This window comes from Mycobacterium sp. NGS61 (assembly GCF_059812325.1).
The window spans coordinates 264,216-284,192 of sequence record NZ_JCALCL010000005.1; the positions used below are offsets into that span (position 1 = coordinate 264,216).

Sequence of the window (19,977 nt, forward strand, 5' to 3'; positions counted from 1 at the left end):
CGTCCAGGCTAGCGGCCGAAAAGGTCCAACAACAATTCGTTGACCGCCGCCGACTGCTCGATCTGCGGACAATGGCCGGCACCATCGACCACCACCGAACGGCCACCGGCTATCTGCTCGGCGATCTGCGCCGCCCACCCCGGCGGGAGCAGCTTGTCGCCGCCGCCCTCGACGACCAGTGTCGGCACGTGGATACGTTGGTACGCCCGCGCGCTCGACGGCGTGGCCGGTGACGCGGCATTGGGGCGGCGAAAGCGGGCCGCAGCCACCGCTTCCCACGCGCCGGGCGCTGTGCTCGACTCATAGCGGCGCCACACGTAATCCTCGTCGGCCGGATAGCTCGGGTCGAAGAAGAGAGCCTCGACGATGTTGCGCATAGCCGGCAAGGTCGCGTCGTACTGCTGCAGGGCGTCGAAGTAGCGATTCTGCTGGATCTCCCCACCACCGCAGATGATCGCAACACTACGCACCGGCAGCAGCGGGGCATCCGAAGTCATGTCGGTGAGTAGATTGATGGCGCCCATCGAGTTTCCGGCGAAATGCGCCGCCTCGACACCGAGCACCTGACAGAACCGGGCCACATGCCGGATACGCATCGCCCGGCTGTTGACGAAGTCGATGACCTTGGCCGATCCGCCGAATCCGAGTTGATCGGGGGCCAGCACCCGGAAGTGCTTCGCCAACTCGCCGATGGTGTGCTCCCAGCCGAGTTCTGCACTGGCACCGAACTCACCACCGTGCAGCAGCACCACCGCATCACCGTGCCCGGCTTCGAGATAACTCGTGGCCAGCCCGTCGATTTCGAGCGTTCGGCGATGGACGCCCGTCATTTGATGGCGATCGGATTGACCGGCGAGCCCACGCCGCCGGTGACCCGCAGCGGAGGCGCGATGAGTTGGAACTCGTAGACACCGTCGGTGGCGCAGTCGGCGGCCAGCGCGGTGAGGTCCCAGTACTCGCCGAGCATCAGGCCCATGTCGCGCAGGCACAACAGGTGGAAGGGCAGGAACAGGCCGTCGACGCCGGACACCGGATCCTCGACCTGAAGATTGTCAGCCGCCACCGCGGCGACCTCGTTGTCATGCAACCACTGGGCGCACCGCCAGTCCAGTCCCGAAAAGCGTTCGACTTTATCACCGGTCATCAGAAACCTTGCCCACCAACCGGTTCGAACCAGGACTATGTCCCCGCGCTCGATGGTCACGCCCTGCGCCCGGGCTACCTCGTCCAATTCTTCGGGGGTGATCGGGTTTCCGTGCTCGAGAAACACCTCCGCGCCCCGATGCCGTACCAAGTCCAGAAGCACACCACGCGACGTGATCCCCTTGACGTCGACTTTGTCGATGCCGCAATGGTAAGCACCCAGACTGGTCACCGAGTCCGCCGGAAATCCGTTGTACAACCGGTCGTCGTAGTACACATGTGACAACGCATCCCACTGGGTCGCCGCCTGCAACGGCATGATGATCATGTCGTCGTTGAAGCGAAACGGATTGTCGGAGAAGTAGCTGCTCAATTGATCAGCGGTCGGGTTCTGCTGCCACCCGGACCCGTACTTCACCAAGGTATGTGCGTCCCCACCGTCCACTGTCATTACGTGAACGGGGTTGTGCCGGAATCCGAAAGCACCCTGCGGTCCGGAAGACCCGAAGTCGACACCGAGCGGGAACACCTTGCCGTGCCGGACCAGCCCGGCGGACTGGCGCACCTTCGCTGCGGTGATGAAGTTCAAGGTGCCCAACTCGTCATCGTCGCCCCACCGCCCCCAGTTGCTGAGTTCGGCTGCGACCCGGCGAAATTCCGTCATGGAAGCCATCAAGCCGGCCCTTCCTCGAGTTCGCGGGCGATGGCAGCTCCGACGTTGCCGCCGTCGACCCACACGACCTGGCCCGAAATATAGCTTGCGGCGCCGCTGTTCAAGAACAACAGCACTGCGGCTTGTTCGATCGGATCAGCCACCCGCCCCAGCGGCTTGGGTATGTCGTCGAGGAATTCGGGGCCGTAGGCGGTGCGCAACTGGTCGAGAATCGGCGTTTCAGTGACGCCCGGTCCGGTGCAGTTGATCCGGATACCGCGCGCACCGAGGTCGGTCGCGGTGCGCATCGTATAGAGAATCACGGCTTCCTTCGACAGCTGGTATCCGGTTCCCAGCGTGTCCGGATGGGACTGACACCACTCGATGCCCTCCTGCATCGTCGGGGTGCGCAGCAGCGGTGCGACATCGCGCAGATGCTCCCGGTAGCCCGATGCCGCCAACGACGACACGCTCACGATCGACGAACCGGGTGTCATCCGGGGGATCAGCGCCTCGGTGAGATGGCGCAGTCCCAGGAAGTTGATGGTGACGACCAGTTGCGGGTCGCCGATACCCGACGAGACACCGGCGACGTTGAACAGCACGTCGACGGGTCCGACGATGGCAGCGACAGCTCCGTCGATCGAAGCCGGATCAGACAGGTCAACGTGATGAAAGTCGCTGAGCTCCACCGGCGGTCGGCGTTTGTCGAGTCCGACCACTGAGGCTCCCAGCTCGTGGAGGTGGTGCACCAGGTGTGCTCCGATGCCCGACGCGCATCCCGTCACCACCGCACGGCGGCCGTCGTAGCGCCACAGCTCGTCGATTCGCGACAACGGTCAGCTCTTGCCCTTTTCCTGTTCCTTCAGCCGCTGCGCCGCCTGCACGCGGCCTTCGTTGATCTCGGCCATGGCCTCCGGAATCTCACTGGCGGTGAACTTTCCGCCGCGCCCGGTGGGCAGGCCACCGAAAGAGTAGTGCTCGTCGAACGGGGGAATGGTCGATTCCGGCCGGCGCGCCTCGACCTTCTCGATGACCGGTGCCAGCCGGGCGGCTTTGTCGGCCACCTGCTTCGCATCCCGCTCGATGAATTCGGGCAGTACCTCTTTACCCATCAGTTCGATGGATTCCATGGTCCCCTCGTGGCTGCGCGGATTGAGCAGCAGGATGATCTCGTCCACACCGCTCTCCTCGTAGCCGCGCAGGAACTCTCGCACCGTTGCGGGCGATCCGATCGCGCCACGACCGGGGCCGTACGCCAGCGTCGGGTCCTTCTCGACCTCTTCGAGATAGCGTTCCCACACCCCGGTGCGACCCGGGGTGTGCACGCCGGTCATGTAGTAGTGCATGATGCCGAACGAGAAGAATCCACCACCCTGACCGAGGCGTTCGAGGGCCTGCTCGTCGGTCTTGGCGACCATCATCGACAAATCACCGCCGATGGCCAGGATGTTGGGGTTGATCTGCGGAGTCACTGGAACCCCGTTCTCCTCGAACTCCTTGTAGTAGCCGTTGACCCGCTCGGTGAGTGGTCCGGGTCCGGTGTAGGCGAAACTCAGTGCGCCAATGCACTTCTGGGCGGCCATTTGAACGCTGGCCGGCCGAGTGCAGGCCACCCAGACCGGCGGATGCGGCTTCTGCAGTGGCTTGGGAATGACATTGCGGGCCGGCATCTCGATGTGGTTGCCCTTGAACCCCGAGAAGGGTTCCTCCACCATGCAGCGGATCGAGACTTCGAGCGCTTCCTCCCACTGTCCCCGCTTGTCGGCGGGATCGATGTTGAATCCGCCGAGCTCACCCACCGACGAGGACTCGCCGGTGCCGAATTCCACTCGGCCGTTGGAGATCAAGTCCAGGGTGGCGATGCGTTCGGCGACGCGGGCGGGGTGGTTCACCGCCGGCGGCAGGTGCATGATGCCGAATCCCAGGCGGATGTCCTTGGTGCGCTGACTCGCCGCGGCCAGAAACATCTCCGGCGCGGTGGAATGGCAGTACTCCTCGAGGAAGTGGTGCTCGGTCAGCCAGACCGTCGAGAACCCGGCCTTGTCGGCGGCCTCGACTTCGTCCAGGCAGTCCTGCAGCATCTGGCGCTCGTCGTCAGGCACCCAGGGCCGCGGTAGGGCGAACTCGTAGAACAATGAGATTTTCATTTGCTACCTCCTATGGGATCAAGGGCGTGTGCGGCAATGTGTTTGGCCGCGACGAAACCGAATGTCATGGCGGGTCCGATGGTCGCACCTGCGCCGGCGTAGCTGCGCCCCATCACCGGTGCGGACGTGTTGCCCACCGCGTAGAGGCCGGGCACCACGGTGTCGTCCTCCCGCAGCACCCGGGCGAACTCGTCGGTGCGCAGGCCTCCGGACGTGCCCAGGTCCCCCAGCACGATCCGGAACGCGTAGTACGGCGGATCGCCCAGTGGATACAGGTTGGGGTTGGGCAGCGTTGGATCGCCGTAGTAATTGTCGTAGACGCTGTCGCCACGGTTGAAGTCGTCGTCGTGTCCCCGCCGCGCCAACTCGTTGAAACGGGTGGCGGTGGCTCGAAGTTGCTGCGCCGGAACGCTGATCTTGGCGGCGAGTTCCTCCCACGTCGATGCGGCCTTGACGACACCGGATTCCAGCCAGGCGGCCGGCACCTTGCGTCCGGTGGGTACCGGAGCCCCGGGCACTTTCGGAATCGGCAGGTGCCCGCCGACGACATAGCGGTTGAACGAACGGTGATCGGTGACGAGCCAGCACGGGATGTGCGTGACACCGGACTTCTGGCCCTCGATCATGGCGTGACCGAAATCCATGTAGGGGGCTGCCTCGTTGATGAACCGTTTGCCCGCGCCGTTGACGATGAACTGTGCGGGCATCATCCGCTCGTTGAGCATGAATTGCATTCGCCCGTCCGGCCATTGGATGGCGGGGAACCACCATGCCTCGTCCAGCAGGTCGGCGGCCGCACCCACCTGTTGGCCGGCTCGGATGCCGTCGCCCATCGCAGCCGGGTTGCCGAAGCTCCAGTCCTGGTCGATCACCGGCTGGTGTTCTTTACGCCAGGCCATGTCGTGGTCGAAGCCGCCGGAGGCCAGGACCACCCCGCGCCGCGCGCCGATCCGCCACTGGCGGCCTTCCCGCTGCACCACTGCTCCGAGGACGGAACCGTCGGCGCCGGTGAGCAATTCCGTCATCGGCGTGTCCAACCAGAGCGGGATGCCGCGGTCCTTCATCGCCAAGCGCAGCCGCGCCGCCAGCGACTGTCCGATCGCGGCCATCCGCTCACCGAGCAGCCGGGCCCGCGCCATTCGCGAGATCAGTTTCAGCAGCACGCCCTTGCCGGCCCAGGACTGCCGGATCCGGTAGAAGGATCGCAATTCCTTGGGTCCCAGCCAGATTCCTCGGGGCGCCAACGCGAGCGGGGTCAGCAGGCGCTGCTCGTCGTCGCCGAGTTCGCGCAGATCGATCGGTGGGACGTTGATCGTGCTGCCCAGTTCGGATCCGCCCGGCAGTTCCGGATAGTAGTCCGCATAGCCCGGCTTCCAGACAAATTGGAGCCACGGGCTGAGCTTCTCCAGGAACTCCAGCATCAGCGGCCCCGACTCGACATATTGCCGTAGCCGTGCGTCGCTGACGAGTCCGTCGGTGATCTGCCGTAGGTAGTCGACGACGCCGTCGGCATCCGGGAGGTAGCCGGCCCGGCGTTGGGCGGGTGCCCCCGGTACCCAGATGCCACCGCCGGAAAGCGCGGTGGATCCGCCGAATTGCGGAGACTTCTCGACGACCAGCACGTCGAGCCCGGACGCGTCCGCGGTCAGTGCGGCTGTCATGCCGCCGCCGCCGGAGCCCACTACGAGCACGTCCACCACCTGGTCGAAGGCCACGTCCGTCATGTGAGCACCGCCGTGCGGATCGCGAAACCGGCAATCAGATCTGCGGCCTGCTTGTAATAGCGGAGCGGGGTCTGGTACGGCCCGACGGTAGCCAGCGCAGCGAATGCCGCTATCCAGGTGCGGATTTCGTGCGCGGAGCTGCCACCCTCGTGGGTAACGAACGAGTTCGACCATCCGTCGAGATCGGCGAGGTGACCGCTGTCGATGATGTCCAAGAACCGGTGATCCCAGGCCGGGTTGAGAGGCTGCAGGTTGCTGTCTCCGCCGGCGAAATTCTTTGCGGCCTCGATGACCTGGGTCTGACGGGCCTGCCGTTGTTCGGCGGTCATGGGCCGGCCGTGCACGATCCGCTCCAGCACCGCCGGCGCGGCGGTCGCCAGCGTCGGTACCGGTGGGCTGTGGGAGAGCCCCCCGGACCCGATCAGCAGCACCCGCTTGTCGAGGGCGGCAACGAACTTGCCGACAGCGGTGCCCAGCGCGCGGCAGCGGTGCAGTGGTCCCAGCGGCGTCGCGATCGCGTTGATGAACACCGGAATCACCGGGCGGGCAGTCGCGGTCCCCAGCAACTTCTCCAACGGCTGAACGGTGCCGTGATCCACGTCCATGCTGGTGGACACCGCAATGTCGACTCCGTCACCGAGGACGGCCTTGGCACATTCCCCGGCTATGTCCTGGGCGACGTCCAGCGGCCCGGCGTGGGTGCCGTAGTCACCGATTCCGTTGGCCTGCATACCGATACAGAACGGCGGCATCACTTTGTAGAAGAACCCGTTGTAGTGGTCGGGGGAAAAGATGACGACGAGTTCGGGGTCATAGTCCGCCACAAAAGCCCGCGCCTGCCCGATCGCGGCTTCGACTTCGTCAAGCAGATTCTGCGGCGGCCCCGGTAGATTCAGCAGCGGGCTGTGGGACATACAGCAAAGAGCCAGTGGCACTGTCGACTTCACCCCCTCCTGGCGTCAGGGTGAGAGCGGTTACGATCGCTGCGCTTAACTCCGGCGAGCGTTGCGCTATGCACGCTCCGGCGATGCATCGGTCCGGACGCAGAAACAACACCGACTCTGCGTGCATATCGAACCAAGCCTTCAGATCGCCTGTCCGATCCCCCACAACCACCACGTCTGGATCGTCGTGCCCGGGCCAGTGCAGTTGGGTCAGCGGGCGCAGCGCAACGAACCGGGCGCCCAACGCCTTCCAATCCGCGAAGGCTCGTTCACCGAGAATCTTGCGCGGATTGTTGTTCCAGCACAACACCGCGAACCAGGTGCCCAGCACCTCGTCGAGCAGTACATTCTGCTGCGTGCGGGTATCGACCCGGGGCTGAATGAACAGCGTGCCGGCCGGTGAATCATGCTGGGAATCAGTTGGTTTCGAGTGTACAACGGCGCCCTGTTCGTACCGCGGCATCGGTTTGAAGCGCATCTCGAGCACGTATCGCTTGAGGGTGGGCACTATCGATGCCGATCGGATCAGGAGGTCGCGCGCGGCGGCGACCTTCCGGTTGGTCGGCGAGATGACCCGGCCGACCATGGTCGACAGGTCGATCATGGCCCGGGCGTGCTTGCGTCGTTCCACGTCATAGCTGTCCAACAATGCCGGATCGGCCTGGCCCTTGACCACCGCGGCGAGTTTCCAGCCCAGGTTGGCCGCGTCGCGGATGCCGCTGTTGTAACCCTGCCCCTGCCACACCGGCATCAGGTGCGCCGCGTCCCCGGCAAGCAGCAGCCGGCCACTCCGGAAGGCGCCGGCGATGCGGGAGTGATGGGTATAGACGCGCCGGCGTATCACCTCGACCCGGTCCGGGTGCGGCACCATCCGGGCGAGCATCCGGTGCAGAAACGCCGGATCCTCTGCCTGCTCATCGGTTTCGTGGGCGTGAATCATGAACTCGAACCGCCTGATTCCGTGCGCGATCGAGATCGACGCATACGGGCGTTCCGGGTCCGCCCCCACCTCACTGTTGGGGTGACCCAGGGGATCGTTGGCGATGTCGATCACCAGCCACCGGGTCGGGGAGGTGGTGCCGTCGAAGGACACACCCATCGTGCCGCGGGTCCTGCTGCGGCCTCCGTCACAACCGACGACGTATCGTGCTCGCACGCCGACAGATCCCGCAGGGCCTTCGAGTTCGACACGCACCCCGTCGTCGCCCTGAACACAGGAGATCATCGGATGATTCCAGCGCACCTGCACCTGGTCGAATCGTTCCAGACCGCCCAGCAATTCGGCATCGACGAGCGGCTGGACGAAGCCGTTGCGTTTGGGCCACCCGAATCGGGCATCCGGGGGCGCCATCTCGGCCAGCACCCGACGCTTGCCGTCATAGAAGCGCAAGATCTGGTTCGGCACGGTATGCGGTAGCACGCGGTCCACCAGACCGATCGACTGAAAGGTGCGCAGTGCCTCGTCGTCCAGTCCCACCCCGCGCGGATAGTCGATCAGTGTCGACCGTTCCTCGACAACGAGGGTGCGAACACCCTGCAGGCCAAGGATGTTAGCCAGGGTCAGACCGACCGGGCCGGCACCGACTATCAGAACGTCGACGGTCTCGACTCCATCGGCACCCACCATCAGCGGTCCAGCAGGAAGTCGATGTGCAACTGGTTGAACGTCTTGGCATCCTCGTACTGCGGCCAGTGACCGCAGCCCGGCATCACTTCGAATCGCGCGCCGGGAATCATCGACGCGATGCGCCGGCCCTCAGGCACGTCGGCGGTGGGGTCGTCGCTGGTCCAGAGCACCAGCGTCGGCGCCGTGATGGCGCCGTATTCGGCCGGCCCCAACAGGTTTCGAGCCCGGATCTCCGGATCCTGCAACGCCATGATGTCGCGCATCGCAGCGACGAAGCCAGGTTGCCGGTAGATGCGTTGCCTGCTGGCCACCAAGTCGTCGTAATCCCTGGACTTGTCGGCCATCAACCACTTGATGCGCGCCTGCACGGTCTCCCAGGTCGGGTCCTCGGCGGCGGCCATGGACAGCGTGATGATCCGCTTCATCACCTCCGGGTCCGCTTGTGAGCCACCCGCTGTATTCAGTACCAGCCGGTCGATGACATCGGGATGGTCGATGGCGGCCCGTGCGGCCACCCAGCCGCCGAGTGACTCGCCGCTGAGCTTGATCCGGTCCGCGCCGATCGCCCGCACGACGGCCATCAGGTGCTCGACGTAGTGGCGGATCTCGAGCGGATGTCCGGGCTTGTCGGTGTACCCGTGCCCCAGCATGTCGATGGACCAGGTCCAGAAATGCTCGGCATGCGCGGCAAGGTTGCGGACATAGGCCTCGGCGTGACCACCCGAGCCATGCAGCAACACCAATACCGGCCGGCTGCGGTCCCCGGCCCGCAGATAACGGGTGCGCACTGCGCCCGCAGTCAGGTAGCCCTGCTCGAACGCCACGCCCTGCAGGTCGCTCCAGACGCTTTCGAACTCGGTCACGGTTCCTCTCTGTCCGGTCTCTGCGGGAAACGACACTCTCGTTTTCGGCGATCCCGGTGTGCTAATATCGCACACTAATGTGCGTTATTTATAGAGCTTGGCTCTCCCATCGAGGTCTGTCAAGACCGTGACGGGTTCCCAGACGTTGGCACGCGGACTCTGCGCGCTGCAGATGGTCGCGGCTTCCCCCGCAGGTCTGACCATGCAGGAGGTCGCCGACCAGGTCGGTGTGCACCGGACCATCGCGTATCGACTGCTGGCCACATTGGCGCAGTTCCGGCTGGTCACCAAGGGTGAAGACGGCCGGTACCGGCCGGCCGCCGGCCTGGCCACCCTCGGCGCGTCCTTCGATCACAACGTGCGCCAACTGTGCCTCCCGACGCTGCGCGGCCTGGCCGACGAGCTGGGCACCACGGTGTCGCTACTGGTCGCCGAGGCCGACGAGCAGGTCGCGCTCGCGGTGATCGTGCCGACGCAGGTCCCCTATCAACTCGCCTTCCACGAAGGCAGCCGATATCCGCTGGACCGCGGCGCAGCCGGGATCGCGCTGCTCGCGAGCATGCCCCCGCGCCCGGGCGAGCGCGATCTGGTGACCGCCGCGCGCCAGCGCGGGTGGGTGACCACCCACGGCGAAATCGAACCCAACACCTACGGCTTGGCGGTCGCGGTGCCTCGGCCCGCGGCGTCACCGCCAACGTGCATCAACCTGATCTCCCACCGGGAAGACGTGGTGATGCGCGGCCGGGATGCCGTCATTCGGGCCGCCGAGAAGTTGTCGGCGCTGCTGAGCTGAAGGGACACCACGCATGTCAGGACACAACTGGGACCAGGAATTCGATGTCGTCGTGCTCGGCAGCGGCGCCGCCGGGCTCACCGCCGCGTTGGCGGCAGCCGTCGCCGGGGCCACGGTGCAAGTCTTCGAGAAGGCGCAGACCGTCGGCGGCACAACGGCGGTCTCCGGTGGCATCGCCTGGATTCCGTCCCACAACCGTTGTCCCGACCGGGATTTGACGCCGGACGCGGCGTTGCAGTACCTGCGCGCGCAGTCGTTCGGTTCGATGGACGACGAACTGGTGGAGACATTCGTCCAGACCGGGCCGGCGATGCTGGACTTCGTCGAGTCCCACAGTGGCCTGCGCTTCGAGGTGGCCGCCGGTTTTCCCGACTACCAACCGGAATTGCCGGGCGGGCAGCCCACCGGGGGCCGTTCCCTGGGTGCGGCGCCATTCGACCTCAGCCGGATCGGCGACTGGGCCGATCGGATCACCGCGTTTCCGGCCGACTGGTCCAACGTCGGGTTCGATGCCGAAACCCGGGCACGTCTGCACGCCGACGTGGACGCGCAGGGGGAGGTCTGCGTGGCCGGGACGGCACTGATCGCCGGTCTCCTGCAGGGGCTGCTCGACATCGGGGTGACCCCGCGCACCGGCGCACGGGCCACCGAACTGTTGCTCGACGCCGACGGAATCGCCGGTGTCCGGATCGACGGGGCCGACGGGAGCATCGCCGTCCGCGCCCGCCGTGGCGTCGTCCTGGGCACCGGCGGCTTCGAATGGGATCCGGTGCTGTCACAGGCTTTTCTGCGCGGACCGATGCACGGTGCCGTGTCACCGCCGAACAACACCGGGGACGGCCTGCGGATGGCGATGGCACTGGGTGCGGACCTGGCGAACATGAGCGAGGCGTGGTGGGTACCGATCGTCCGGATACCGGACGACACCATCGACGGCCGACAGCGCAGCCGCAGTGTGCGGTTGGAGCGAACGCGCCCGCGCAGCATCATCGTCAACCAGGCGGGCCGCCGGTTCGTCAACGAGGCGGGCGAGTACAACTCGATGGCCGGCGCCTTCCATTACCTGCAGCCGGGTAAAGGTTATGTCAACGACCGCGCCTGGATGGTTTTCGACTCAGTTCATCTGAACAGCTACGGTTTTCTGGGTATCGCACCGGGCGAACCGGTTCCCGGCTGGTTCTGCGAGTCGGCCGACCTCACCGAACTGGGCGCCAAAACCGGTATCGACGCCGGCGGGCTGACCGCCACCGTCGCGCGATGGAACCGCAACGTGGCGGCCGGTGCCGACCCCGATTTCGGCCGCGGCTCCAGCGCCTACGACGGTTACTGGGGCGACGAGCGCGCCACCACCCTGGCCGGAAAAACATTGGGCCCCATCGATACCGCTCCCTTCTATGCGGTGCCGATTCACGTCGGATCGATGGGCACCAAGGGTGGGCCACGCACCGACCACGACGGCCGGGTGCTGCATGTCAGCGGTCACCCGATCCCGGGCTTGTTCGCCGCGGGCAACGCGATGGCCGGTGCGACCGGCCGTGCCTACGGCGGGGCGGGCGGAACCATCGGTCCGGCAATGGTTTTCGGATACCGGGCCGGTCACGCTGCCGCAACCGGTGAATCCGTCAAGGCTTGACGGGTAGTTCGACGCGCACGTGGGTGCCGGTGGGTGCATCCAAGAACACGAACCTGCCCCCGGCGGCATCGACCCGGGCCCGGTGCGAAGCCAGACCGATATGGCCCTCCCCCAACCGCCGTGCCATGGTCTCGCCACTGACCCCCACCCCGTCGTCGAGAACCTCCAACACACAACACCCGTCGACGTACTTCAACGTCACCCACGCATGCTCGGCCCGCGAATGATGCACCACATTGGACAACAACTCCCGCGCCACACCGAACACGATCGGATCCACCGCACTGCGCACCGGATAATCGATATCGGTACGCACCTCGATCCCCGACCGCTTAGCGGTGAAACCCGCCAACTGCTCCACCGCCGGGCCCAACCCCACCTGCTCCAACACCGCCGGATGCAACTCGAAAGTGGCCTGCCGCAACCGCTCCGAGGCACTGTTCAACCCCGCCAACGCCCGATCCACCCGATCGTCATCGGGATCGTCGGCCGCCAACTCCACGATCTCCTGTCGGGCGGCCAGCACATCCTGCAACGGCCCGTCGTGAATCGCCTCCGAAATCCGGCGCTGCATTTCCTCCGAGGCCGTCATCGTCTGCGCCAACAACTCCTCGCGCAACGCACTCAACCCCGCCACCGAACGAGCGTGGCGTTCTTCGATACGCACCACGACCAATGCCGTTCCGCAGAGAAACGCATACAGCGCGAACCGAAAGACGGCTTCGCGCCAGCCGATAGCGCGGACCATCACCGGATCCTGGGCGACCGACAGCGCAAATCCCACCAGGGTGAAGGCCAGCACCACCGCGGCCCGGCGTGTCGACACGTCGAGACCCACCAGCACCGGCAGCAGGGTCATGATCAGCAACGGATAGATCCCGTCGGTCGACAGCATCTGAAAACCGGTCAGCGCCAACACATCGATGGCGGTGAAGGCGAACGGCTCGAATCGGCGCACCCGCGCCAATGGGCCCATACCCACCCACTGGCGCGACGGAGCGAACGCCATCACCAGCGAACACAGTGCGATCACCGAGTATCCGACGATGAGGATGGTTTGTTGCGTCCACTGCGACGGCCGGGTCCCGATCAGCATCGCGGCAACCATCAGCGCCACCACGCCGATCCGTAACACCGAGGCGATCCGGTAGGACCGCAAACGGTGCACGCGGCGCACTCGTTCCAGTTCGACGTCGCTGGTCGCCACACGAACACCGTACTCAGGGTGGGGGCGAGCAAACTGCGGAATACCGATCGCGAGTCTGGCGATTACGAACAGTTCGGTGCAGGCGAGCGCTACACTCTGGCAATGGTCGGCGCTGTGACGCCTGAGAAAGTGCGTGTGGTCGTCGGCGATGACCACCCGCTGTTTCGCGAGGGCGTGGTACGCGCGCTCTCGTTGAGCGGTTCGGTGAATGTTGTCGGCGAGGCGGACGACGGTACGGGCGCTCTGGAGTTGATCAAAGCCCACCGGCCCGACGTCGCACTGCTGGACTACCGCATGCCCGGGATGGATGGTGCGCAGGTGGCGGCGGCAGTGCGCAACAACGACATACCCACCCGGGTGCTGCTGCTCTCAGCCCACGACGAATCGGCGATCGTGTACCAGGCCCTGCAGCAGGGTGCCGCCGGATTCCTGCTGAAGGATTCGACCCGGTCCGAGATCGTCAAAGCGGTTCTCGACGTCGCCAAGGGCCGCGACGTCGTCGCGCCCTCCCTCGTCGGCGGCCTGGCCGGGGAGATCCGGCAGCGCGCGGCACCGACTGCTCCGGTGCTGAGCGCGCGCGAACGCGAGGTGCTCAACCGCATTGCGCGCGGCCAGAGCATTCCCGCGATCGCCGCCGAATTGTATGTGGCACCGTCGACGGTCAAGACTCATGTGCAACGCCTGTACGAGAAGCTCGGTGTCAGCGACCGGGCGGCCGCGGTCGCCGAGGCGATGCGCCAGAAACTGCTTGACTGATCGCGGTTTTCGCCGCGAATCAGAGTTTGACGGGTAGTTCGACGCGCACGTGGGTGCCGGTGGGTGCATCCAAGAACACGAACCTGCCCCCGGCGGCATCGACCCGGGCCCGGTGCGAAGCCAGACCGATATGGCCCTCCCCCAACCGCCGTGCCATGGTCTCGCCACTGACCCCCACCCCGTCGTCGAGAACCTCCAACACACAACACCCGTCGACGTACTTCAACGTCACCCACGCATGCTCGGCCCGCGAATGATGCACCACATTGGACAACAACTCCCGCGCCACACCGAACACGATCGGATCCACCGCACTGCGCACCGGATAATCGATATCGGTACGCACCTCGATCCCCGACCGCTTAGCGGTGAAACCCGCCAACTGCTCCACCGCCGGGCCCAACCCCACCTGCTCCAACACCGCCGGATGCAACTCGAAAGTGGCCTGCCGCAACCGCTCCGAGGCACTGTTCAACCCCGCCAACGCCCGATCCACCCGATCGTCATCGGGATCGTCGGCCGCCAACTCCACGATCTCCTGTCGGGCGGCCAGCACATCCTGCAACGGCCCGTCGTGAATCGCCTCCGAAATCCGGCGCTGCATTTCCTCCGAGGCCGTCATCGTCTGCGCCAACAACTCCTCGCGCAACGCACTCAACCCCGCCACCGAACGAGCATGCAGTTCTTCGATACGCACCATCACCAGCGCCGCCGCACACAGAAATCCGTAGAGCCCGAACAGAAACGCGGTGTCGGGCCAGCCGATCGCCCGCTTCTGCACGTGGTCCTGAATTCCGGCGAACACGAACCCGACCAGGGTGAAGGCCAGCACCACCGCCGCCCGGCGGGTCGACATGTCCACGCCCACCAGCACCGGCAGCAGGATCATGATCAGCAACGGATAGATCCCGTCGCTGGACAGCAACTGCAGCGCGGTCAGCACCACCACGTCGATGGCGATGAAGACGAACGGCTCCAGTCGGCTCAGCTCGGCGAACCGGCTCATCCCCAGGCGCCGAAACGGCGTGAAAGCCAAGATCAGGGCGCACACGGTGGCGAAGGCGTACAGCATCACCAGGGTGATTTGCCCTCTCCATTCGGAGCGGGGGGTGGCCACCACCATGGCGCCGATCACGAAGGCCAGGACACCGACCCGGAGCACGGCGACAACACGATAGGAGCGCAACCGGTGGATGTTGCGCACCCGGTCCATTTCTGTGTCACTGGCGATCGCCACCGGAACACCGTACTCAGGACAGCACCCGCGGGCAGCCGGCGCCGGTCACAACGGCCGCCAGCGGTTTGCACAGCGCGGCGCCGAGCAAACCGATGGCCAGTGTCGCGACCGCGAGCGTGGCGCGCCCCCCGAGGGGCAGACTGCACGCGACCAGGACCGGCGCGACGACCGAGGCGATCGCGGTGGTCATCGACCAGATCCCTTGATAGAGACCCCGGTTCGCGGCCGGCGCGATGCGGTGCACGACGCCGGCGGCCACCACGAACCAGATGATCTCACCGGGCGAGCACGCGATCGCGGTCACGCTGAACGCCAGCGTGGTGTGGGCCAGCGCCGAGACGCCCATGCAGACCGTCACCCAGGCACCCGCGCCGGCCAGGATGTCCAGTCGCGGGCCGGCGGCGAGCTGCGCGCTCAGCCAGGGCGTGATCAACGGGGTGAACGCGATGACCGCCACTGCGTTGACGAGTTGCACGCACCCGTAGGCGCCGGCCCCCAGACCCGACTCGGCCATCAGCATCGGCACCGCGGCGAAGATGCCCATCAGTGCGGTCAGGCTGGCCAGGCTGGATGCGAACAACAGCAGCAGGCGGCGGTCCGAGAACGCCTGCCGGTAGCTGCTCGGCCCGGGTGGCGAGTCGGTCGGGCGACGGGTGCCGGCCGGGATGCATCGGGCCGACACCAGTGCGAAGGCCGCGCAGGCCAGGGCGTTGACCCAGTACAGCACGGGAGTGCCACACCAGTCGGCGGTCAGACCACCGATGCCACCGGTGATGGCGGCACCCACGTTGAGGACCCACCCGTAACGCCAGCTGTCCAACCGCGCCCGCCGCTGCGGATCTGTCACCAACTCGGTGATGGCGGCGCCCAGCACCAGGCGCGGAGCATCGCAGACCAGGCCGGCGACCGCGGCCCCGAGCAGCAGCGTCGCCAAGTCGTGGGCCCCGGCCAGCACGACGAGCACCGCGGCCGCGACCGACATGGTGGACACCAGCGTGGTTCGGGTACCGATGCGGTCGATCAGGCGGCCGCACAGCAGTTGGCCTGCCGCCCAGCCGACGCCGTAGGCCGCCAGCACAGCACCGACAGCGCCTGCGGCGTAACCGCGGCCCGCGACGTGGTAGGCCATGAACGGGTAGGCGAATCCGGCCGAACGAACCACCAGGTTCCCGCCCAGCAGCAGCCAGATCACCGTCGAATGATCTTCGGTGTGGGTCTGCTGCGCGACGCTGGGGATCCGGTCCTCGACCGCCACTGTGCTCACGTAACTGACGGTAGAAAGTGCAACGCGGCCGCAGTACCTCCGATCGGCCCGACAACGGGTTGACCGCCTGTCCGCCGATCGGGGGACATCAGGCCGCCAGGGCCTGCGGCACCGCGGGCTGCGGGGCCGGGACGGAGCCGCGGTGCGCGGTCTTCTCCCACAGGAACGGGGCGGTGACCAGTTGATAGAGCGCCCGCCACGCCGCCACCCAGTGCGCGATCCAGTACAGCGGCAGCGCAAGGATCGCGCGGAGGTGGCTCCAGCGGCGTTCGCCGTACGCCAGGTAGGTGGTGAGAAGCCAGGCCAGCGTGCTCACCGCCTGCACCCCACCGATCAGCAAGGGATCGGCCTCGACCTGCACCAGCCCCCCGTAGCCGAGCATGTCGGCGACGCCGAGTCCGAAAATCATTGTCTGCGCCAGGAATTGGACCGGCATGCCGAACACGAAGATCAGCAGGGTCAGCAGCCCGCGGGGACCGAACCGTCGCATCGCGTCGCGGGGCGACCGAGTGTGGACCAGCCCGGTGAGCAGAAACCCCTTGTGCCAGCGGGTGCGCTGGGAGATCCAGTCACGCAACCGGTCCGGGGCATCGCCGTAGGTGACCGAGTCGACGACATCCGACCGGTAGCCCAACGCGTGCAGGCGCATCCCCAGATCAGCGTCTTCGGAGACATTCCAGGCGTCCCAGCCGCCCACCCTGCGCAGCACCTCCGTGCGGAAGTGGTTGCTGGTGCCACCGAGTGGAAACGGCGCACCCAGGGCGGCCAGACCCGGCACCGTCATGCGGAAGCGGCGCGCATACTCCACCCCGAAGCAGTGCGCCAGGAGGCTGGTCTCGACGTTGCTGGTCTGCAAAACCGCTTGGACACAGGCGAGTTCGGCATTGTCGTCGGCGAAGACCGCCGCGGTTCGGCGGAGTTGGTCGGGCTCGGGACGGTCCTCCGCGTCGAAGATCACCAGCAACTCGCCCTTGGCCACCAGTAGGCCGGCGTTGCACGAGCGCGGTTTGGTGCGCGGCGGCCCGGGCGGCACCTGCAGCACGCGCATGTGCGACGGCGGCTGCGCGGCGGCGATCGCCGCCTGGGTCTCGACGTCGGTCCGTTCGACCAGGAACAGGACCTCGAGCCGCTCGGCCGGGTAGTTCAGCTTGGCCAGGCATCCGACCAGATCGCCGATGACCTCTTCCTCGCGGTAGGCCGGAACCAGCACGGTGTAACTGGGTAGCTGTTCGTCGGTCAGCACCGGACCGGGTTGACGGGCCCGATCCGCGCAGCGTCGCCGACCTGCGATCGCGACGGCGACCGACACCGCCACAATCAGCGAGGTGACCGCCAGCAGGGTGATCAGCAGTGCCGACGGCGCGACCACCGCAGCGACGACGCACGCTGCCCCGACAGTCTGGGCAAAACGTTTCTGCCACAACAGGATTCCATGCCGAGCGGACATCTGCGGATGGGTCTCGGCGAAGTCGTGCAGGATGGTGTGCGCGACTTCGGTCGCACACTCGGTGAAGACCTGGTCCTGCAGTGGGGCCGGCCGCAAGTGCAGATCAGCCAACGTTGTGGGCGGGTGAGCGGGGACTGCGAGCGGGGCGATTGTCGTCACGCCTGGAACGGTATTGACGATCACATTTCGGCAACTCCACCGATCGGGCCGTGCGGGGGCGGAGGCCGGTCGGACGATCGGGGGACACCACGGCTATCCGACCAGCGAGGGGAGCACTCGCAGCGGTGCGATTCCGTCCTGGATCGCGACTCCGGCCGCCTGGGCGCGTCCGGAGCCGGCCCCCACCGGCAGCCCGCCCAGCAGTTCCGGAGCAGCCGAACCCATCAACGGTGCGACTCCGCTGACCGTGCCCGGCAGCGCCCCCACCGCGGCGTGGCTCAGGGTCGGTGCCGATGCGGCCCAGGCTCGCGGGACCGACAGCGCCCCCACCGACGAGGCTTCACCGAGCGCCGCGGACACCGATCCGGCTGCGCCTACCGACGAGGCCGAGACAGCACCCAGTGCGTTTGCCGCAGCGGATCCCACCGATGCCGCGATCTGACCGCCGACGCCTGCGACCGCGGGGAACAGGCCGTTGATCGTCGACATCATCGACATCATCAGGCCGGCCGAAGACGTGCACACGAAGAACGGCGTGCCGAAGATGCTCATCAGGGTGTCCAGATCGGTGATCCACCCGGGCAGCACGGTGTCGCCGATCGAACCCAGTTGGGTCAACACCGTCACGACGCTTCCGGCGGCGGCCACCGCCCCGGTTGTCTGACTCGCCACCCCGGCCGGGTTGACGACTTGCGGCGGCTCGGCGAACGGGGTCAACCGGGCGGCGGCGGCCGAGGCGGCGGCGTAGCCGTACATGGCGGCTGCGTCCTGTGCCCACATCTCGCCGTACCGGGTCTCGGCGAGCGCGATAGCCGGCATGTTCTGACCCAGGTAATTGGTGGCGACCAGGGTGGCCAGCTGCGCGCGATTGGCCGCCACCTGGGCGGGATGCACCGTCATCGCGTAGGCGGTCTCGTAGGCGGCGACGGCGGCTTTGGCCTGGCCGGCGGTCGCCTCGGCCTGCGCGGCGGTCGCATCGAGCCAGGCCGCATACGGTGTGGCAGCGGCAACCATGGCGGTGGCCGCGGCCCCCAGGAAGGGACCGCTGACCAGATCGGTGATCACCGATTCGAAAGCTGTTGCCGTGACTCTCAATTCGACCGCGAGCTCGTCCCAGGCGGCGGCGGCCGTCAGCATCGATCCGGCACCCGGCCCTGCGTACATCCGCCCGGAGTTGACCTCCGGCGGCAATGCCCCGTAAACCATCTGCTGCCGTGCTCTTTCAGCGATCCGCTGCGGCGTTGCCGGCGGTCATCGTGGTGTCGACCGACCCTCGGTTTCCCGCGGCCGAGATCAACAGGTAGGACTGGTGCGGCACGATTGGCGACATGGCGTTCAGCGTGCCGCCCGGCGGTGTTGCTGTCTGTCGGGTGAGCGGCCACCCGCCGGTTGAATCGGGATGTCCCCCGATCGTGGGAGGGCAGGCCCCGCAGGTTCAATCCTGTTGCTGGGGCGACAGCAACCGTTCGGCCGCGGCATAGGGATCGTCGTGGCCGTCGACCACCGACTCGGCGAGCCGATCGAGGTCGGTGCGGGCACGCAACCTGGTCTGCGCCAGCGAGAGGATCTGCGCCCGGGCGCGGGCCAGCCGACGGGCGCGGTTGTCGGCGCGATGGTGAGCGTCGATCGCGTCCACCAGTTCGGTCAGACCCTCGCCCCGGGCAGCGACCAGGCTCACGATCGGAGCTTTGGTCTCCGCGCGCAGGTCCCGCACGGTCTGCTCGGCACCCTCGCGGTCGGCCTTGTTCACCACCACGATGTCAGCGACCTCCAGCACGCCGGCTTTCGCGGCCTGCACCGCGTCGCCGGCCCCGGGGTTCAGGATGACGATGGTCGGATCGGCCACCGCAGCGATCTCGATCTCGGACTGTCCCACCCCGACGGTTTCGGCGAGCACCACGTCGTAGCCGATCGCCCCGAGCAGCGCGATGGCGGCAGGCACGGCCGCGGCCAGGCCCCCGAGGTGACCGCGACTGGCCACCGAGCGGATCAGCACGTCGGAATCGTTGATGTGCGCGGTCATTCGGATCCGGTCGCCCAGCAGTGCGCCTCCGCTGAACGGTGACGACGGGTCCACGGCCAACACCGCGACCCGGCATTCGCGCTGCCGGTATGCACCGACCAACGCGCCGATGGTCGTCGACTTACCCGCACCCGGCGGGCCGGTGATGCCGATGACCCGGACCGGCTGTGCCGCGCCGATGCCGGCCAATACCTCGTCGCGGCGCTCGCTTTCGACCAGGCTCAGCAACCGGCCCGCGGCACGTGGAGATCCGTTGCGGGCCTTGCCGATCAGATCGGATACGTCCATGGTGGTGCGCTACGCCCTTCCGCGCCAAAATGAGAACACTATTCTCTCAGTTAGAGAGTACGAGTTG

At 66.7% G+C, this 19,977-nt stretch carries 17 protein-coding genes; 3 read left to right on the forward strand and 14 right to left on the reverse strand.

What is annotated here, in order from left to right; all coding sequences use genetic code 11:
• Positions 1-8: 8 nt before the first annotated feature.
• Genes AC5Y3Z_RS13810 through AC5Y3Z_RS13845 form a run of 8 tightly spaced genes read right to left on the reverse strand, consistent with a single transcriptional unit; the run spans position 9 to position 9,103 of the window.
• Positions 9-830, reverse strand: coding sequence for an alpha/beta fold hydrolase (locus AC5Y3Z_RS13810; protein ID WP_463827205.1), 822 nt, complete (start codon positions 828-830; stop codon positions 9-11).
• Entirely contained in the window at positions 827-1,816 is a 990-nt protein-coding gene (locus AC5Y3Z_RS13815) for a cyclase family protein (protein ID WP_463827204.1), read from the reverse strand. The genes AC5Y3Z_RS13810 and AC5Y3Z_RS13815 overlap by 4 nt, the downstream gene beginning before the upstream one ends.
• Entirely contained in the window at positions 1,816-2,631 is an 816-nt protein-coding gene (locus AC5Y3Z_RS13820; protein ID WP_463827203.1) for a coniferyl-alcohol dehydrogenase, read from the reverse strand. Before AC5Y3Z_RS13820 ends, AC5Y3Z_RS13815 begins: the two co-directional genes overlap by 1 nt.
• A gap of 3 nt (positions 2,632-2,634) precedes the next feature.
• On the reverse strand, positions 2,635-3,945 hold the full coding sequence (locus tag AC5Y3Z_RS13825) for an LLM class flavin-dependent oxidoreductase (RefSeq protein ID WP_463827202.1): 1,311 nt from the start codon (positions 3,943-3,945) through the stop codon (positions 2,635-2,637).
• Positions 3,942-5,669, reverse strand: a complete 1,728-nt coding sequence (locus AC5Y3Z_RS13830; RefSeq protein WP_463827201.1) for an FAD-binding protein — start codon at positions 5,667-5,669, stop codon at positions 3,942-3,944. The genes AC5Y3Z_RS13825 and AC5Y3Z_RS13830 overlap by 4 nt, the downstream gene beginning before the upstream one ends.
• Positions 5,666-6,583, reverse strand: a complete 918-nt coding sequence (locus AC5Y3Z_RS13835; RefSeq protein WP_463827200.1) for a 3-carboxyethylcatechol 2,3-dioxygenase — start codon at positions 6,581-6,583, stop codon at positions 5,666-5,668. Before AC5Y3Z_RS13835 ends, AC5Y3Z_RS13830 begins: the two co-directional genes overlap by 4 nt.
• The gene (locus AC5Y3Z_RS13840) at positions 6,531-8,240 is read right to left on the reverse strand and encodes a bifunctional 3-(3-hydroxy-phenyl)propionate/3-hydroxycinnamic acid hydroxylase (protein WP_473139700.1); all 1,710 of its coding nucleotides are present in this window, start codon (positions 8,238-8,240) and stop codon (positions 6,531-6,533) included. Before AC5Y3Z_RS13840 ends, AC5Y3Z_RS13835 begins: the two co-directional genes overlap by 53 nt.
• A complete protein-coding gene (locus AC5Y3Z_RS13845) occupies positions 8,240-9,103 on the reverse strand; it encodes an alpha/beta fold hydrolase (RefSeq protein WP_463827198.1) in 864 nt (287 codons plus the stop codon). Before AC5Y3Z_RS13845 ends, AC5Y3Z_RS13840 begins: the two co-directional genes overlap by 1 nt.
• A 127-nt stretch (positions 9,104-9,230) precedes the next feature.
• On the opposite strand from AC5Y3Z_RS13845, the gene AC5Y3Z_RS13850 reads away from it, so the two are divergent.
• Positions 9,231-9,896, forward strand: a complete 666-nt coding sequence (locus AC5Y3Z_RS13850; protein WP_463827197.1) for an IclR family transcriptional regulator — start codon at positions 9,231-9,233, stop codon at positions 9,894-9,896.
• Positions 9,897-9,909: 13 nt separating this feature from the next.
• A complete protein-coding gene (locus AC5Y3Z_RS13855; RefSeq protein ID WP_463827196.1) occupies positions 9,910-11,529 on the forward strand; it encodes an FAD-dependent oxidoreductase in 1,620 nt (539 codons plus the stop codon).
• Here the strand turns inward: AC5Y3Z_RS13855 and AC5Y3Z_RS13860 are convergent.
• Entirely contained in the window at positions 11,519-12,736 is a 1,218-nt protein-coding gene (locus AC5Y3Z_RS13860) for a sensor histidine kinase (RefSeq protein WP_500001808.1), read from the reverse strand. The two genes, AC5Y3Z_RS13855 and AC5Y3Z_RS13860, sit on opposite strands and share 11 nt — an antisense overlap.
• Positions 12,737-12,838: 102 nt before the next feature.
• Between AC5Y3Z_RS13860 and AC5Y3Z_RS13865 the strand changes: the two genes are divergently transcribed.
• The gene (locus AC5Y3Z_RS13865) at positions 12,839-13,492 is read left to right on the forward strand and encodes a response regulator (RefSeq protein WP_463829103.1); all 654 of its coding nucleotides are present in this window, start codon (positions 12,839-12,841) and stop codon (positions 13,490-13,492) included.
• A 19-nt stretch (positions 13,493-13,511) separates the two neighbouring features.
• Here the strand turns inward: AC5Y3Z_RS13865 and AC5Y3Z_RS13870 are convergent, their stop codons facing one another.
• The 5 genes from AC5Y3Z_RS13870 to meaB all read right to left on the reverse strand — a co-directional run bounded on the left by AC5Y3Z_RS13870 (position 13,512) and on the right by meaB (position 19,910).
• Complete coding sequence (locus AC5Y3Z_RS13870; protein WP_500001809.1) at positions 13,512-14,729, reverse strand: sensor histidine kinase; 1,218 nt, start codon at positions 14,727-14,729, stop codon at positions 13,512-13,514.
• Between the two features lie 13 nt (positions 14,730-14,742).
• Positions 14,743-15,984, reverse strand: a complete 1,242-nt coding sequence (locus tag AC5Y3Z_RS13875; RefSeq protein ID WP_463828513.1) for an MFS transporter — start codon at positions 15,982-15,984, stop codon at positions 14,743-14,745.
• Positions 15,985-16,081: 97 nt separating this feature from the next.
• Positions 16,082-17,599 (reverse strand): glycosyltransferase, encoded by a 1,518-nt coding sequence (locus tag AC5Y3Z_RS13880; RefSeq protein ID WP_463828502.1) that lies wholly within the window; start codon positions 17,597-17,599, stop codon positions 16,082-16,084.
• Between the two features lie 93 nt (positions 17,600-17,692).
• Positions 17,693-18,805 carry a PPE family protein gene (locus tag AC5Y3Z_RS13885; RefSeq protein ID WP_463828501.1) on the reverse strand — a complete coding sequence of 371 codons (1,113 nt, stop codon included), beginning with the start codon at positions 18,803-18,805 and terminating at the stop codon, positions 17,693-17,695.
• 229 nt (positions 18,806-19,034) lie between these two features.
• On the reverse strand, positions 19,035-19,910 hold the full coding sequence (gene meaB / locus AC5Y3Z_RS13890; protein WP_463828500.1) for a methylmalonyl Co-A mutase-associated GTPase MeaB: 876 nt from the start codon (positions 19,908-19,910) through the stop codon (positions 19,035-19,037).
• Positions 19,911-19,977: the final 67 nt, after the last annotated feature.